A 14,734-nucleotide genomic window follows, 5' to 3' on the forward strand; every position below is an offset into this window, starting at 1 on the left:
ACCACCTCGCCCGCCCGCCCGCCACGCCGCCCGACCGTGTGGCGAGAACGAGGCCGGGACGAAACAATCCGTGGGGCACAGGGGCACCACCACCCCCGGCCCACGGCTCTCAATTTCATCGAAAAGGAAGTCCCCATGGTCGAGCAGGACGAGCGCTTCGACGTCGTGGTCCTGGGCGCGGGCCCGGGCGGTTATGTCGCCGCGGTGCGGGCCGCCCAGCTGGGCAAACGCGTCGCCGTCGTCGAGGAGAAGTACTGGGGCGGCGTCTGCCTGAACGTGGGCTGCATCCCCACCAAGGCCCTGCTGCGCAACGCCGAACTCGCGCACATCGTCACCCGCGAGGCGAAGACCTTCGGCATCAAGATCGACGGACAGGTCTCCTTCGACTACGGCGAGGCCTATCGCCGCAGCCGGAAGGTCGCGGACGGCCGGGTCAAGGGCGTCCACTACCTGATGAAGAAGAACAAGATCACCGAGCTCGACGGCCGGGGCACCTTCCTCGACGAGCACACGCTCCAGGTCGCCGGCTACGACGGCGACACCCGCACGATCGGCTTCGAGCACTGCATCATCGCCACCGGCGCGACCCCGAAGCTGCTGCCCGGCACCCGCCGCACCTCGCGCGTGGTGACGTACGAGGAGCAGATCCTCGCCGAGGACCTCCCGCAGTCGATCGTGATCGCGGGCGCCGGCGCGATCGGCATCGAGTTCGCCTACGTCCTGCACAACTACGGCGTGAAGGTCACGGTCGTCGAGTTCCTGGACCGCGTCGCCCCGCTGGAGGACGCCGACGTCTCCGCCGAACTCGCCCGCCAGTACCGCAAGCTGGGCATCGACGTACTCACCTCGACCCGCGTCGACGCGATCGACGAGTCGGGTCCGCAGGTGCGTGTCACGGTCACCGGCAGGGACGGTGCCCAGCAGATCCTGGAGGCCGACAAGGTTCTGCAGGCGATCGGTTTCGCCCCGAACGTCACCGGCTACGGCCTGGAGAACACGGGGGTGAAGGTCACCGAGCGCGGCGCGATCGATGTCGACGGGCGCTGCCGCACGTCCGTGCCGCACATCTACGCCATCGGTGACGTCACCGCGAAGCTGATGCTCGCGCACGCGGCCGAGGCGATGGGCGTGATCGCCGCCGAGACGCTCGCCGACGCGGAGACCATGGAACTCGACTACGTGATGATCCCGCGTGCCACGTACTGCCAGCCGCAGATCGCCAGCTTCGGCTACACCGAGGAACAGGCCCGCGAGCTCGGCTACGACGTGAAGGTGGCGAAGTTCCCCTTCACCGCGAACGGCAAGGCGCACGGCCTCGGCGACACCACCGGCTTCGTGAAGCTGATCAGCGACGCCAAGTACGGCGAGCTGGTCGGCGGCCACCTCGTCGGGCCGGACGTCACCGAGCTGCTGCCCGAGCTGACCCTGGCCCAGCAGTGGGACCTGACCGTCCACGAGGTCGCCCGCAACGTGCACGCCCACCCGACCCTCGGAGAAGCGGTCAAGGAGGCGGTGCACGGCCTCGCCGGACACATGATCAACATGTGAGAGGGACACCCTGAGCCCACGGGGCCGTTCACCCGGACGGCCCCGCAGCATTCGCCGCCGCCGTACGGGCGGGATCTCCTGGTATCCACCGGTCCGCACCGACGAACCGACGGACAAGGGAGCCCGCCATGCCGGACAGCGGCGTCCCCGGAGCGAACGGATCCGGCGCGGACGCCTCCCGGACCGAGCTGGAGCAGCTCCGGGCCCGCATCACCGCGCTGGAGGCGACGCGTCCGGCCCCGCGCCCCCCGCGGCACTGGACGCGCTCGCTCGTCGCCACCCTGCTCATCGTCCTCGGCTGCGTCCTCGCCCCGTTCGGCGTGGTCGCCGCCTGGGCCGCCGACATCATCGGCGACACCGACCACTACGTCGAAACCGTCGCGCCCCTCGCCTCCGACCCCGACATCCAGAACGCCGTGGCGAACCGCGTCACCACCGCGGTGACACAACACCTCGACCTGGCGACGCTGCTGGAGGACGTGGCCCCGGCCCAGCGGCCCCTGCTGGAGAAGGCCCTGGGCAAACTGGGGAACTCCCTCGAAGGCGCGGTCAGCAGTTTCGTCAACGACAAGGCGCGGGCGGTCGCGGCTTCCGACGCCTTCAAGCGGATCTGGACCGACGCCAACCGCCAGATCCACAGCAGCGTGGACAAGGCGCTGACGGGCAGCGGCGGCGGCGCGGTGAAGCTGGAGAACGACGCGGTGACCGTGGATCTCGCCCCGGTCGTCGAGCAGGTCAAGCAGCGCCTCGTCGACTCGGGCATGACCGTCGCGGGGAAGATCCCCGCGATCCACACGAACATCACGGTTGTCCGGTCCGACGAGATCGGCAGGGTCAAGACCTACTTCCGGCTCCTCCAGCTGGCCGGTCTCTGGCTGCCCGTCCTCGCGGTCGTGCTGGTCGCGGCCGGCGTCCTGCTCTCCAGGCACCGCCGCACAACCCTGATCGTCGCAGCGCTCTGCTTCGCCTTCGCCACGCTCCTGCTGGGCGCCGCCCTGACCGTCTTCCGGGTCGTGTACCTGGACCACCTCCCGAGCAGCGTCTCGCAGCCCGCCGCGGCGTCCGTGTACGACACGCTGACCCGCTTCCTGCGCACCTCGGTACGGACCGTGGTCGCCCTCGGCGTGGTGATCGCCGTCGCGGCCTGGCTGACCGGACCGGAACGCCACGCCGGTCTCGTACGGCGGTTGTGGCACTCCGGCATCGGCGCCGTCCGCGCCACCGCCGACCACGCGGGGCTGCGCACCGGGCCCGTCGGACCGTTCGTGCACCGATTCCGTACGTGGATCAACTGGATCCTGGTCGCGGCGGCGGTCCTGGCCTACGTCCTGTGGCCGTTTCCGACCGGCTGGGTCGTCATCGGCCTCGCGCTCGCCCTGCTCTTCGCGCTGGGCGTCGTCGACTTCGTGGCGGAGGACGACTCGGGGAGAACACCGATCACCGGGGGACCGCATCAGGGGGACACAGAAAGGACACCCGCATGAGCCAGGACGCAGCACACCCGACCGGAGACCCGCGGGGCGAGGTCGGCAGCGCGTGGAGCCGGCCGCGCAACGGACCCGACCCGACGCGCGGTCAGGACAGCTGGGTCAGCGGCGGCATCGTCTTCGCCGGCGTACTGATGCTGTGCAGCGGCGTACTGTCCATCCTGCAGGGCATCTCGGCGATCGCCAAGGACGACGTCTACGCCCGTGTCGGCTCGTACGTCTACAAGATCAACCTCACCGGCTGGGGCTGGATCCACCTGATCATCGGCGTCCTGGTGGCTGTCACCGGCGCGGGCGTGCTCAAGGGTATGGCCTGGGCCAGGTTCGCGGGCCTGTTCTTCGTGGCGCTCAGCCTCATCACCCAGTTCATGTTCCTGCCGTACGCGTTCTTCTGGCCGATCACCATGATCGCGATCGACCTGTTCGTGATCTGGGCGCTGGTCTCCCGGCAGGAAGGGGCGGGCTGATCCCCGGCCCCGCGGCGTCGTCGCCGCGGCTGCCGCACGAGTCCGCACGGCGATCCGCGGACGCCCTGGACAGCCGAGGTTGATGTCGGATTCCCGCCAGCCCCGGCCTGTCCGGTGGCCGATGCTGGACGTATGCAGAACAACGGGATGCACGCCGACCGGGCGCGCTGCGTACGCGCCGTCCAGTCCAAGGACGCACGCTTCGACGGCTGGTTCTTCACGGCCGTCACGACCACCCGTATCTACTGCCGGCCCAGCTGCCCCGTCGTGCCGCCCAAGCCGGAGAACATGACCTTCTACCCGAGCGCGGCGGCCTGCCAGCAGGCGGGCTTCCGGGCCTGCAAACGCTGCCGGCCCGACACCAGCCCCGGCTCCCCGGAGTGGAACCAGCGCGCCGACCTGGTCGCCCGCGCGATGCGGCTGATCGCGGACGGCGTCGTGGACCGCGACGGCGTACCCGGCCTCGCCTCCCGCCTCGGCTACAGCACCCGCCAGGTCGAACGCCAACTGCTCGCCGAACTCGGCGCCGGCCCGCTCGCCCTCGCCCGCGCCCAGCGCGCCCAGACCGCCCGCCTGCTCATCGAGACGACCGCGCTGCCCATGGCGGAGATCGCCTTCGCCGCCGGCTTCTCCTCCATCCGCACCTTCAACGACACCGTCCGCGAGGTCTTCGCACTCGCCCCGACCGAACTGCGCACCCGACGCCCCAAGGCGACCGCAGCCCTCACCCCCGGTGTCCTCACCCTCCGACTCCCGTTCCGCGCACCGCTCAACCCCGACAACCTCTTCGGCCACCTCGCGGCGACCGCCGTACCGGGTGTGGAGGAGTGGCGGGACGGCGCCTACCGGCGCACGCTCCGACTGCCCTACGGGCACGGCATCGTGGCGCTGACCCCGCAGCCCGACCACATCGCCTGCCGCCTCACCCTCAGCGACCTGCGCGACCTGCCCGTCGCCATCAGCCGCTGCCGCCGCATGCTCGACCTGGACGCCGACCCGGTCGCGGTCGACGACCAGCTCCGCACCGATCCGTTCCTGGCACCCCTGGTCGACAAGGCCCCCGGCCGGCGCGTCCCGCGCACCGTCGACGAGGCCGAGTTCGCCGTCCGGGCGGTGCTCGGCCAACAGGTCTCCACGGCCGCCGCCCGTACCCACGCTGCCCGGCTGGTCACCGCGCACGGCGAGCCGGTGGACGACCCCGAGGGCGGCCTCACCCACCTCTTCCCGTCCCCCGAGGCACTGGCCGCCCTCGATCCCGGGACGCTGGCGATGCCGCGCACGCGCCGCACCACCTTCACCACCCTCGTGAGCCAACTCGCCGACGAAACACTGCGCTTGGGCGTCGACAGCGACTGGGCGGAGGCCCGTGCCCGGCTGCTCGCCCTCCCCGGCTTCGGCCCCTGGACGGTCGACGTGATCGCGATGCGCGCCCTCGGCGACCCCGATGCCTTCCTCCCCACCGACCTCGGCATCCGACGTGCCGCCCAGGAGTTGGGCCTTCCGTCGACGCCCGCGGCACTCACCGCCCGGGCAGCGGCCTGGCGGCCCTGGCGGGCGTACGCGGTTCAGTACCTATGGGCGACGGACAGCCACCCGATCAACTTCCTTCCCGTATAAGGGCCATAGGATCATAAGGACACTTCAGTGAAGCAGCACACGATCATCGACAGCCCGTACGGTCCCCTCACCCTCGTGGCCGACGACGGGGTCCTCTGCGGCCTCTACATGACGGCTCAGCGCCACCGCCCCCCGGAGGAGACCTTCGGCGACCGCGACGACGCACCCTTCGATGAGGCGGCCGACCAGCTGAACGCCTATTTCGCGGGTGAGTTGAAGGAGTTCACCCTCGAACTGCGCCTGCACGGCACCCCGTTCCAGCGCAACGTCTGGGAGCAGCTCCAGCGGATTCCCTACGGCGAGACCCGCTCGTACGGCGACCTGGCCGACGCGCTGGGCAACCCCAAGGCGTCCCGCGCGGTCGGCCTCGCCAACGGCAGGAACCCCGTCGGCATCATCGTGCCCTGCCATCGCGTCATCGGCGCGAGCGGCAGCCTCACCGGCTACGGCGGCGGCCTGGAACGCAAGCAGCGACTGCTCGACTTCGAGCGGGGAACGGCACTGTTCTAACCGTTTCAACCGGCGAGGCCGCCCTGCGCCTGCGGGCTTGTCACGGCGGCGGGGCGAACTTCCAGGATGTCCTTGTCGCAGCGCAGGATCTCCAGCCCCCGATCCGGGCGATCGTCGCTCTGCGGAAAGGAGATGGCCAGATGCCGGCTGTCCACGAGCCGCCAGCGGCCGGGCACGGTGTCCGGGGCATCTCCGCGTCCCACGGGGTGGTCGAAGAAAGTGCCGTCCGGGGCGAGTTCCATCCCACGACGCCCCCGGGCGGGCGGAAACGCGTAGTCGGCGGGCCGATAGACCGTCACATCCTCGGTGTCCTCCTCGAAAGAGTGAACCCAGTACTTGAAAAGACAGGAAGGGACGCTCATGGGATCACCTCGCTCTGACCTCGCTCGTCACGGGTCTGGGCCGAATTGACCAGTTCAGCGATGTGTGCCTAGCATTTTTAGTGTATGGGCTATTTGGGTGGTGCGCATTGCCCACCTCAGGTTCTGCGCTGCCCGCTCGCGCAACGCGAACCTCTTGCCTGAGCCGCTCTTCTGCATCGGCGGCGCTGTTCCGTGGATATCCGGAGGAGGCACACCCATGTCCGACGCACAGTCATACCTTCGCGTCACCTCGGCCGACTACAGCCGCTGGTGCGGAGCGATGGAAGTTCACCGTAGGCTCCTCGACAGAAATCCCGACTACGCCGGGAATCGGGCGTTGATCGAGAACACCGCCTTCGCCTATGAACGACAGGAGCGGACAACCGCGAGGCAGGGCGTGATCGACATTCCCGTCGTTGTGCATGTCGTGTACAACACGCCCCAGCAGAACATCAGCGACGCACAGATCAACAGTCAGATCGACGTCCTCAACCAGGACTTCCGCGCCAAGAACCCGGACATCGCCGGCGTGCCCGCTGTGTGGCAGGAACTCATCGCTGATCCGCGCATCGAATTCCACCTGGCCAGAACCGATCCGCTGGGGCGGCCCACGGACGGCATCACCCGTACCCAGACGTCCAACGCGGACTTCGGCACGGACGACCTGGTCAAGTTCACGCTGAGCGGGGGCATGGATTCCTGGCCCGCCAACTCCTACCTCAACATCTGGGTCTGTCAGTTGCAGCGCGGTCTGCTCGGCTATGCCCAGTTCCCGGGCGGCGCCGCGGCCACGGACGGGGTGGTCATCACCCATACCGGCTTCGGCACCAACGGAACCGCCACGGCTCCGTTCAACGGAGGCCGCACGTCCACGCACGAGATCGGGCACTGGCTCAACCTGCGGCACATCTGGGGCGACGACGACCAAGGATGCAGCGGCAGCGACTTCGTGGCGGACACCCCCAACCAGGCCGGACCCAATCTCGGGAAACCCGGCTTCCCCAGTGTGACGTGCGGCAACGCGCCGAACGGCGACATGTTCATGAACTACATGGACTACACCGACGACGTGGCGATGTTCATGTTCACCCAGGGGCAGGTCGCGCGCATGGACGCCGTCCTCGACAACGCACGCCTGTCTCTCGCGCGCCAGGCCGTACCGGTGTGACGGTGCTCCGGAACAGGTCCCGAGCATTCGGGAGCCACTTCGACCGCTGACGAAGAGGAGGACGCGCAGATGCCACGCGGTCCGTTCAAGAATACAGAGCACCAGGAAAACATGAGCCCTGACCAGGGGCGCGAGCGCGAGCTGCGCTTTCTCTACCGGTCGGATTACGAGCGTGACACACGCGAGTACTTCGAGGACCGCCAGACCCGCCTGAACACCGTCGCCACCACGGAAGCACCGGATGGCCGCATTCTGGACTGGGTGCCTGTCGAATCCCAGGTGCCAGGGGGCGAGATCGCCGATCCCCCTCCGTCCGACGCGGCGTTGATGGCATCTCTTCTCGGCGACGAGCTTCCTGCCATCACGCCGCTCGGGGAGAGCGGTGCCGAGCGAGGACCCGCAGGCACCGTTCCCGTCGCGCGCAAAAGGCTCGATCAGCTCGGATACACCAAACCGCTGAATCAGTATCTGCAGAAGGCTCCTCAGCCGTACCTGTCGGCCTCGGCATACCCGGCGCCGGAAATCGGCGGACACGCATACGCCGCCTCAGGACAACAGATCATCTGCTTCGGGGGAGAGGGCGTGTTCAGCTGCTTCTCCCCCTACACCGAGACCTCCGACGATTTCTCGCTGCTGCAGATCGGTCTGGCGAACCATGACCGCAACAACCGGCAGACGGTCGAGGCGGGCTGGCAGGAGAGCCAGGACCTGTACGGTGACTGGGTCCCGCACCTGTTCGTCTTCTACACGACCAACAACTACACGGCGCAAGGTGACAACATCGGCGGCTACAACCAGGATGTCGACGGATGGGTCCAGGTCGACAACACGATCTTCCCGGAGACCACCTTCGTGCCGTACAGCGTGCGCGGTGGAGAACAGCGGTCGATCACCATCAAATACCAGCTCTGGCAGAACAACTGGTGGCTGCAGGTGCAGGGCCGCTGGGTCGGCTACTACCCGTCGCGGCTGTTCATGGGAAACGAGAGCGTCTTCGAGACACTCGGCGACCATGCCGATCACATCAACTTCTTCGGTGAGGTCTTCGACTCCGACGAGGTCGCGGGAAGGACCGGAACCGACCTGGGCAGCGGATACATGCCCACCGCGGGCTGGACCTGGTCGGCGTACATGCACAACCTTGCCGTCCAGACCGACCGTGCCGGCACCCTTGCCCGGTACGACGGAACCTCGGGTGTCCTCGAGAGCGATCCGGACATGTACGGGATCGAGCCCCACTTCGGCAGCAGCGACAACTGGGCGAGTTACGCCTGGGTCGGCGGGCCGGGCGCCAACTGATCCGGACAGGCCCTAGTAGTCGCTCGCGGTGCTCAGTCCGTGCAGCAGTTCGGGAAGGGCGGTACCGATGGGCCGCCGAATGACTTCGTCGGCCCGCTCGTCGTACGGCGTCGGCTCCGCGTTGACGATGACCAGTCGAGCTCCGTGGTCGGCGGCGACACCGGCGAGCCCGGCGGCGGGCTGCACCTGAAGACTGGTCCCGACCGCGATGAACACCTGGCAGGCCTTCGTGATCGCGAGCGCCTCGCCCAGCACCACCGGGTCGAGGCGCTCGCCGAACATCACGGTCGCCGACTTCAGGATCCCGCCGCACTCCAGGCACGGCGGATCGTCCTCACCGGCCTCGACCCGGGCGAGGGCGTCCGCCATGGGCCCGCGCGTGTGGCACTTCGTGCACACGACACTGCGCGCGGTGCCGTGCAGCTCGAGCACCTTGCGGGCGGGCAGTCCGGCGAGCTGGTGCAGCCCGTCCACGTTCTGCGTGATCACCCGCACCGGCACCCCGGCCCGCTCCAGCTCGGCCACCGCACGGTGCGCCGCGTTGGGCTCGGCCTTCAGCGTCCGGTTCTTCCGCCGCAGCTGCCATGACCGCCGCCGGATCTCCGGATCGCCCATGTAGTACTCGTACGTCACGAGCTTCTCGGCCTCGGGATCCCGCCGCCACAGTCCGTTCGGACCGCGGTAGTCGGGGATACCGGAGTCGGTGGAGACACCGGCACCACTGAGAATGGCGACGAGTGGCTTGGTCATGTGACCGAGGGTAGGCCGGGCCGTCCGGATGCGGCGAACGGATATCCGCGGCCGGGTCCCGCGGCTGCCGTCCGGGCATGGCCAAGGTCCTTGTCTCGCTGGACGCCGCGCTCGTCGTGGAAGTCATGGTGCTCGCGGGGGTCGGCAACCCGCAGGACGCGGTGGAACTCGTCGTCGACCACATCGAGCGCGGGCACCGTACGGAGGCCCGGGCCGCCGACCGCGACGAGGCGTTGCGGGAGGTGGACGGCAAGCCACGAAACCCCGAGGGGGGAGCCGGCCCCAGGTCAGGCGACCCGGTGGCCGTTCTCGAGTTCGGCCGTGCCCGTGCCGTCCGTGAGCACGTCGAGCGCGGCCAGGACGCGGCGGCCCAGGGCGCCGGGGAGGTGGTCGGTGAGGTCCTCGCGCGGGACGAGACGCCAGGACAGCAGCTCCTCCTCCTGGAGGCGGATCGCCTTGAGGTCCTCATCACCCAGGGTGCCGCCGTCGTAGAGGTACGCCACCAGCGGCGGCCGGCCGGTTCCGTGCACCCAGTCCACCGCGAGCAGCCGGCCGAGCGCGCGGTCGAGGCCGATCTCCTCGGCCGTCTCGCGGCGCGCGCCCTGGCGTGGGGTCTCGCCGTCGTCCGACTCGATCGTGCCGCCCGGAAGGGCCCAGCCCTCACGGTAGTTCGGCTCGACCAGCAGCACCCGGCCCTCGGCGTCGCGGAAGAGGGCGGCGGCCCCTGCGAGAACGCGGGGGAGGCTTGCGATGTACGTGGCGTAGTCAGCAGTGGTCACCCAGGAAGGGTAACCAGCTTGCGCAGCCGCCTCTCCGACTCGCTGCCCGGCTCCGGGAAGTGGCAGATCAGACTCAGCCACGGTGCCTCCTCCAGCGCCATCCGTACGTACGACACCTCGAACGCGCCGACGTCCGGGTGGTCGTAGCGGCGTACGGAGGAGCGGAACTCGACGACGTCGTGCTCCTTCCACAGCGCGGCGAACTCCGGGCTGGTGGAGAGGAGTTCGTCGACCAGCTCCGTGAAGCGCGGGTTGTCGATCTCATACGCCATCTGCTGCCGCAGCAGGCCCGTCAGCCAGCGGGCCTCGGCCTCCCACTCCGGCATGATCGCGCGGATGCCGGGCGTGCGGAACAGTATCCAGACGCTGTTCAGCTCGTGCGGGGCGCGTTCGGCGAGGGCCGCGCCCAGGAACTGCTCCTGCGCGCCGTTCCAGGCGAGGACGTCGAAGCAGCGGTCGATCACGAACGCCGGGTTCGGCATCAGCGTGTCCAGGAAGAGGCGGACCGTGTCCGGGACCAGCGGGGCGCGATGGGCGGGCTCCGGCGCCGGCATGCCCGCCAGGCGGAACAGGTGCGCGCGTTCCACCTCGTCCAGCTGGAGGGCGCGGGACAGGGCGAGCAGAATCTGTGGGGACACGTTGATGTCGCGTCCCTGCTCCAGCCACGTGTACCAGGTCAGGCTGACCCCGGACAGCAGCGAGACCTCCTCGCGGCGCAGCCCCGGGGTACGGCGGCGGCCGCCGGGCGGCAGACCGGTGTGGTCCGGGTCGGCGCGTTCGCGGCGGGAGCGCAGAAAGGCGCCGAGCGCCTTGCGGCCATGGTCCTTGGTGTTCGGCGGTGCTGGTGTCGCTGCCACCAGTAAATTCTGCACTCTTCAACCGGGGCGCGGTCCGACGGAGGGTGGGAGGGACAGTGAACTCACCGGTGAAAGGCGGCCCTTGTGGCTGATCTGCCCCTGTCCCCTTCCCGTACCGTGCTCGTCACCGGCGCCACCGGCGGCGTCGGGTCCGCAGTCGCGCGCCGACTGCATACGGAGGGCTGGATTGTGTATGCGGTCCACCGCAAACCCGCCGACGCCGAAATACTGCGGGATGCCGGACTCACACCTCTCCGGCTGGAGTTGACCGACGAGGAGTCCGTCGCGGCGGCGGCCGAGGCGGTCGGGCCCCGGCTCGACGGTCTGGTCAACAGCGCCGCGATCATGGGGCAGGGTCCCGTCGAGCTGACGCCGACCGAGGCCTGGCGCCGCCAGTTCGAGGTCAACGTGATCGGACAGACGGCGGTGATCCGCGCCGTCCTGCCCGCCCTGCGCGCGGCGGGCGGCCGGATCGTGAACGTCGGCGCGGTCTCCGCCCGCGTCCCCCCGCCCTTCTTCGGCCCGATCGCCGCCTCCAAGGCCGCGCTTGCCGCCCTCACCCACTCCCTGCGCGCGGAGGTACGGCACCAGGGTGTCAAGGTCGCCCTGGTCGAACCCGGCGCCATGGACACCGCGATCTTCGCCACGGCGGACGCGGCGAGCGCGGAGCTGGGCTGGACCGGAGCGCCGGAGACCCAGCGCTACTACGCCCGCGCCCTGGACGCCGTACGGGCAACGGCCGCCCGGCAGCCGCTCGGGCCCGTCGCCCCCGCCGTGGACGCCGTCGTACGCGCCCTCACCGCGCGCCGCCCCGCCACGCTGTACACCACAGGCCGGGACGGCCGGGCGCTGGCGCTGCTGCGGTTCCTGCCGGACGGGGTGCGCGACCGGGTGGTGCTACGGGCGATGGGGGTGACGGCGAAGGCGTTCGGGGACGATCCCGTCCCGGTCGGTTAGACGAGCGCGTGCCGGTCGGTCGGGCGGTCCCGTACCGGTCGGTCAGGAGGAGCCGGTGGGTCGGGACCCGCCCGTCGGGGTCGGCTGGGCGGCCGGCGAGGCAGTCGGTGTCGCGGGCTCCGTTCCGGCCAGCCGCAGCGTCCGCTGCGCCAGTTCGCTGATCCTGACCCCGTCGAAGCCGAACACCGCGCTGCGGACCGTGTCCTCGAGCGGGTCCTTCCACTGGGCGGGGATGGCGTCGGCCCCGGTCAGTACGCCGGCCACCGAGCCGGCCGTCGCGCCGTTGGAGTCGGTGTCCAGGCCGCCGCGCACGGTCAGCGCGATGGTGCGGGTGAAGTCGCCGTCCCCGTACAACAGCCCGGCGGTCAGGACGGCGGCGTTCGGGACGGCGTGGATCCAGCCGAGGCCGGCGGTCTCCTCGGCCACTGTGGTGAGGGTGTCCTCCCAGCTCAGCCGGCTCTCGTGGAGCGAGGCGACACGACGCACGGTACGGGCCAGCCGGCTGCTCGCCGGGATCACGCCGAGCGCGGCGTCCATGGCGTGCCGCACGGTGGGGGCCGTGAAGGCCGCCGCGATCAGGGCCGCCGCCCACATCGCCCCGTACACGCCGTTGCCGGTGTGGGACAGCACCGCGTCCCGGCGGGCCAGGGCGGCGGCGCGGTGCGGGACGCCCGGGCAGGTCCAGCCGTAGATGTCGGCGCGGATGAGCGCGCCGATCCACTCCTGGTAAGGGTTGTCGTACGTCGCCGTCAGCGGCGGTTTGATGCCGTTGGCGAGGTTGCGGTAAGCGGCCCGTTCGGCGGTGAACGTCTGGAGGTACGGCAGCCGCAGCAGCCACCGGTCGCCGACCTGCTCGGTGCTGAAGCCGAAGCCGTGGGTCTCGAGGAGGTCGAGGCCGAGGATCGCGTAGTCGACGTCGTCGTCGCGGCAGCTGCCGTGGATGCGGCCGCGGACGCAACTGCGCCACTCGGGTCGCAGCTCCAGGCCGTCGTTCTCGCTCGGGGGCTCGGGAAGGTAGTCCGTGAGCGGCAGGGCCTCGGCCCGCCGCAGATAGCGGTCGATACGGTCCCGCGTCCACAGGTCGCCCTGCTCGACCGGCTTGCCGAGCATGTTGCCCGCGATCCGGCCCAGCCAGCCCCCGAGGATGCGGTCGTCGAGCTCTGGCTCGGTGCCCACAGGGGTCATGGCTCCGGTTTACCCGATTCCGGGGGCGCCCGCGCGGGTTCGGGCCGGGTTCGGGACACGGAGTGGTGCCAGGAGGTGCCCAGGGTTCGGTCGGGGCATGACGCCGGGGGCGTCCTCCGGTTAAGGTCGCAGCGGCGCGACTGGCCCTGACGTGACGGGCCCGGAGAGCAAGGGGATTTCAACGTGGCGGACGCTGCAGTGGACAACGCCCGGCGGGTGCTTGTCGCCGCGGACAAGTTCAAGGGGTCGCTGACGGCCGTGGAGGTCGCCGAGCGGGTGACGGCCGGGCTGCGCCGGGTCGTGCCGGACCTCGAGGTGGAGGCGCTGCCCGTGGCCGACGGCGGCGACGGGACCGTGGCCGCGGCGGTCGCCGCCGGGTTCGAACGGCGGGAGATCAGGGTCGCCGGTCCCCTCGGGCAGGAGGTGACGGCCGCGTTCGCGCTGCGCGGCGACACCGCGGTGGTGGAGATGGCGGAGGCGAGCGGGCTGCAGCGGCTGCCGGCGGGCGTCTTCGCACCGCTCACGGCATCGACGTACGGCTCCGGGGAACTGCTGCGGGCCGCGCTGGACGCGGGGGCGCGGACGATCGTGTTCGGGGTCGGCGGGAGCGCGACCACCGACGGCGGCGCCGGGATGCTGTCCGCGCTCGGAGCGCGCTTCCTGGACGAGGAGGGCGAGCCGGTCTCGCCGGGTGGCGGCGGGCTCGCCGATCTGGCGCGGGCGGACCTGTCGGGTCTGGACCCGCGGCTCGCCTCGGTGGAGCTGGTACTCGCCAGCGACGTCGACAACCCGCTGACCGGTCCGAAGGGCGCGCCCGCGGTCTACGGTCCGCAGAAGGGCGCCTCGCCTGACGACGTGGAGGCGCTGGACGCCGCGCTGGCGCACTACGCCAAGGTGCTGGAGGAGGCGGTCGGCGCCCGGGCCGCGGAGTACGCGGCGTCGCCGGGGGCGGGTGCGGCGGGAGGCATCGGCTACGGCGCGCTGCTCCTCGGGGCGCGCTTCCGGCCCGGCATCGAGGTGATGCTCGACGTCCTGGGGTTCGCGCCCGCGCTGGACCGGGCGTACCTGGTGGTCACCGGCGAGGGCTCCCTGGACGAACAGACCCTCCACGGCAAGGCCCCGGCGGGCGTCGCGGCGGCTGCGCGGGCGGCGGGCAAGGAGGTCGTCGCCGTGTGCGGACGGCTCGCGCTGCCGCCCGAGGCACTCGGCCGGGCCGGAATCCGGCGCGCCTACCCGCTCACGGACGTCGAACCGGACGTGGCGACGTGCATCGCGGAGGCGGGGCCGATCCTGGAGCGGGTCGCGGAGGGGATCGCGCGGGACTTTCTGGTGTGAGGCGGGTACGGCACGGGGCGGGAAGGCCTGGACCGAGGGGCTGAGGAGCCGAGGAGCCGAGGCGGCGGCCTTTCCTCGTCCCCGCCGCCCCACCCGTCCCATCCGGGGGGCTGCGCCCCTGGCCCGGTGAGGCCGGGGCGCCCCCTGTCCGCTTGTCGTCTTCCACGTCGAGCCCGGCAGCCGCAGCGCCGAACTGCTGAACATCCTCGGCAGCCTCGCCGCGCCCGCGCCACACGGCACCGACCAGGATCCCGTCCAGGAACAGTAGATCCAGGAACAGAAGCAGATCCGGGAACAGCGGAAGGGCCCCGAACCTCTCGGATGCTGTTGGTTAATCCGGGGTCTTACGCCTTCTTCGCCCCGTCGGCCGTCTGGTCGGCGGGGCGAAGTCGTGCGAAGTGGCTGGTGCGTGT

14 protein-coding genes and 1 pseudogene are annotated in these 14,734 nt (G+C 70.5%); 10 read left to right on the forward strand and 5 right to left on the reverse strand.

All coding sequences use genetic code 11. From position 1 onward, the window contains the following. Positions 1-135 precede the first annotated feature (135 nt). From lpdA to ACFY16_RS37790, 5 genes are all read left to right on the forward strand, one after another. Positions 136-1,548, forward strand: coding sequence for a dihydrolipoyl dehydrogenase (gene lpdA, locus ACFY16_RS37770; protein WP_390651747.1), 1,413 nt, complete (start codon positions 136-138; stop codon positions 1,546-1,548). Positions 1,549-1,676: 128 nt separating this feature from the next. Then, a complete protein-coding gene (locus ACFY16_RS37775) occupies positions 1,677-3,032 on the forward strand; it encodes a hypothetical protein (protein WP_390651748.1) in 1,356 nt (451 codons plus the stop codon). Further along, positions 3,029-3,502, forward strand: a complete 474-nt coding sequence (locus ACFY16_RS37780) for a hypothetical protein (RefSeq protein ID WP_390651749.1) — start codon at positions 3,029-3,031, stop codon at positions 3,500-3,502. Before ACFY16_RS37775 ends, ACFY16_RS37780 begins: the two co-directional genes overlap by 4 nt. A gap of 147 nt (positions 3,503-3,649) precedes the next feature. Next, positions 3,650-5,119 (forward strand): AlkA N-terminal domain-containing protein, encoded by a 1,470-nt coding sequence (locus tag ACFY16_RS37785; protein ID WP_390651760.1) that lies wholly within the window; start codon positions 3,650-3,652, stop codon positions 5,117-5,119. Between the two features lie 27 nt (positions 5,120-5,146). Then, positions 5,147-5,629 carry a methylated-DNA--[protein]-cysteine S-methyltransferase gene (locus ACFY16_RS37790; RefSeq protein WP_390651750.1) on the forward strand — a complete coding sequence of 161 codons (483 nt, stop codon included), beginning with the start codon at positions 5,147-5,149 and terminating at the stop codon, positions 5,627-5,629. A 5-nt stretch (positions 5,630-5,634) separates the two neighbouring features. On the opposite strand, the gene ACFY16_RS37795 is transcribed toward ACFY16_RS37790, so the two are convergent. Beyond that, positions 5,635-5,991, reverse strand: coding sequence for a hypothetical protein (locus ACFY16_RS37795; protein WP_390651751.1), 357 nt, complete (start codon positions 5,989-5,991; stop codon positions 5,635-5,637). A gap of 217 nt (positions 5,992-6,208) precedes the next feature. Here ACFY16_RS37795 and ACFY16_RS37800 point away from each other — a divergent pair, with 217 nt between their 5' ends. Together ACFY16_RS37800 and ACFY16_RS37805 are read left to right on the forward strand one after the other, a co-directional pair. Continuing rightward, entirely contained in the window at positions 6,209-7,159 is a 951-nt protein-coding gene (locus ACFY16_RS37800; protein WP_390651752.1) for a zinc metalloprotease, read from the forward strand. A gap of 69 nt (positions 7,160-7,228) precedes the next feature. After that, positions 7,229-8,458 carry a neprosin family prolyl endopeptidase gene (locus tag ACFY16_RS37805; RefSeq protein ID WP_390651753.1) on the forward strand — a complete coding sequence of 410 codons (1,230 nt, stop codon included), beginning with the start codon at positions 7,229-7,231 and terminating at the stop codon, positions 8,456-8,458. Positions 8,459-8,470: 12 nt separating this feature from the next. Here the strand turns inward: ACFY16_RS37805 and ACFY16_RS37810 are convergent, their stop codons facing one another. Continuing rightward, positions 8,471-9,208 carry an NAD-dependent deacetylase gene (locus ACFY16_RS37810; protein WP_390651754.1) on the reverse strand — a complete coding sequence of 246 codons (738 nt, stop codon included), beginning with the start codon at positions 9,206-9,208 and terminating at the stop codon, positions 8,471-8,473. 77 nt (positions 9,209-9,285) lie between these two features. On the opposite strand from ACFY16_RS37810, the pseudogene ACFY16_RS37815 reads away from it, so the two are divergent. Then, a pseudogene (locus tag ACFY16_RS37815) lies at positions 9,286-9,480 on the forward strand (DUF2191 domain-containing protein); the annotation flags it as partial. A gap of 15 nt (positions 9,481-9,495) precedes the next feature. Here the strand turns inward: ACFY16_RS37815 and ACFY16_RS37820 are convergent. Both ACFY16_RS37820 and ACFY16_RS37825 read right to left on the reverse strand, forming a co-directional pair. Further along, the gene (locus ACFY16_RS37820) at positions 9,496-9,987 is read right to left on the reverse strand and encodes an NUDIX domain-containing protein (protein ID WP_390651755.1); all 492 of its coding nucleotides are present in this window, start codon (positions 9,985-9,987) and stop codon (positions 9,496-9,498) included. After that, positions 9,984-10,844 carry a helix-turn-helix transcriptional regulator gene (locus ACFY16_RS37825; RefSeq protein WP_390651756.1) on the reverse strand — a complete coding sequence of 287 codons (861 nt, stop codon included), beginning with the start codon at positions 10,842-10,844 and terminating at the stop codon, positions 9,984-9,986. The genes ACFY16_RS37820 and ACFY16_RS37825 overlap by 4 nt, the downstream gene beginning before the upstream one ends. Positions 10,845-10,928: 84 nt before the next feature. Between ACFY16_RS37825 and ACFY16_RS37830 the strand changes: the two genes are divergently transcribed. Then, positions 10,929-11,801 (forward strand): SDR family NAD(P)-dependent oxidoreductase, encoded by an 873-nt coding sequence (locus ACFY16_RS37830; protein WP_390651757.1) that lies wholly within the window; start codon positions 10,929-10,931, stop codon positions 11,799-11,801. Between the two features lie 42 nt (positions 11,802-11,843). On the opposite strand, the gene ACFY16_RS37835 is transcribed toward ACFY16_RS37830, so the two are convergent. Further along, positions 11,844-12,986 carry an ADP-ribosylglycohydrolase family protein gene (locus ACFY16_RS37835; RefSeq protein WP_390651758.1) on the reverse strand — a complete coding sequence of 381 codons (1,143 nt, stop codon included), beginning with the start codon at positions 12,984-12,986 and terminating at the stop codon, positions 11,844-11,846. Positions 12,987-13,202: 216 nt separating this feature from the next. On the opposite strand from ACFY16_RS37835, the gene ACFY16_RS37840 reads away from it, so the two are divergent. After that, positions 13,203-14,321, forward strand: coding sequence for a glycerate kinase (locus tag ACFY16_RS37840; protein WP_390651761.1), 1,119 nt, complete (start codon positions 13,203-13,205; stop codon positions 14,319-14,321). Positions 14,322-14,734: the final 413 nt, after the last annotated feature.

It is taken from the genome of Streptomyces sp. NPDC001315, from assembly GCF_042896175.1.
Taxonomy (GTDB): Bacteria; Actinomycetota; Actinomycetes; order Streptomycetales; family Streptomycetaceae; genus Streptomyces.

Coding starts and splice junctions, on each gene's coding strand:
- lpdA (WP_390651747.1), top strand. CDS start 136: ATGGTCGAGCAGGACGAGCGCTTCGACGTCGTGGTCCTGGGCGCGGGC.
- ACFY16_RS37775 (WP_390651748.1), top strand. CDS start 1,677: ATGCCGGACAGCGGCGTCCCCGGAGCGAACGGATCCGGCGCGGACGCC.
- ACFY16_RS37780 (WP_390651749.1), top strand. CDS start 3,029: ATGAGCCAGGACGCAGCACACCCGACCGGAGACCCGCGGGGCGAGGTC.
- ACFY16_RS37785 (WP_390651760.1), top strand. CDS start 3,650: ATGCACGCCGACCGGGCGCGCTGCGTACGCGCCGTCCAGTCCAAGGAC.
- ACFY16_RS37795 (WP_390651751.1), bottom strand. CDS start 5,991: ATGAGCGTCCCTTCCTGTCTTTTCAAGTACTGGGTTCACTCTTTCGAG.
- ACFY16_RS37800 (WP_390651752.1), top strand. CDS start 6,209: ATGTCCGACGCACAGTCATACCTTCGCGTCACCTCGGCCGACTACAGC.
- ACFY16_RS37805 (WP_390651753.1), top strand. CDS start 7,229: ATGCCACGCGGTCCGTTCAAGAATACAGAGCACCAGGAAAACATGAGC.
- ACFY16_RS37810 (WP_390651754.1), bottom strand. CDS start 9,208: ATGACCAAGCCACTCGTCGCCATTCTCAGTGGTGCCGGTGTCTCCACC.
- ACFY16_RS37835 (WP_390651758.1), bottom strand. CDS start 12,986: ATGACCCCTGTGGGCACCGAGCCAGAGCTCGACGACCGCATCCTCGGG.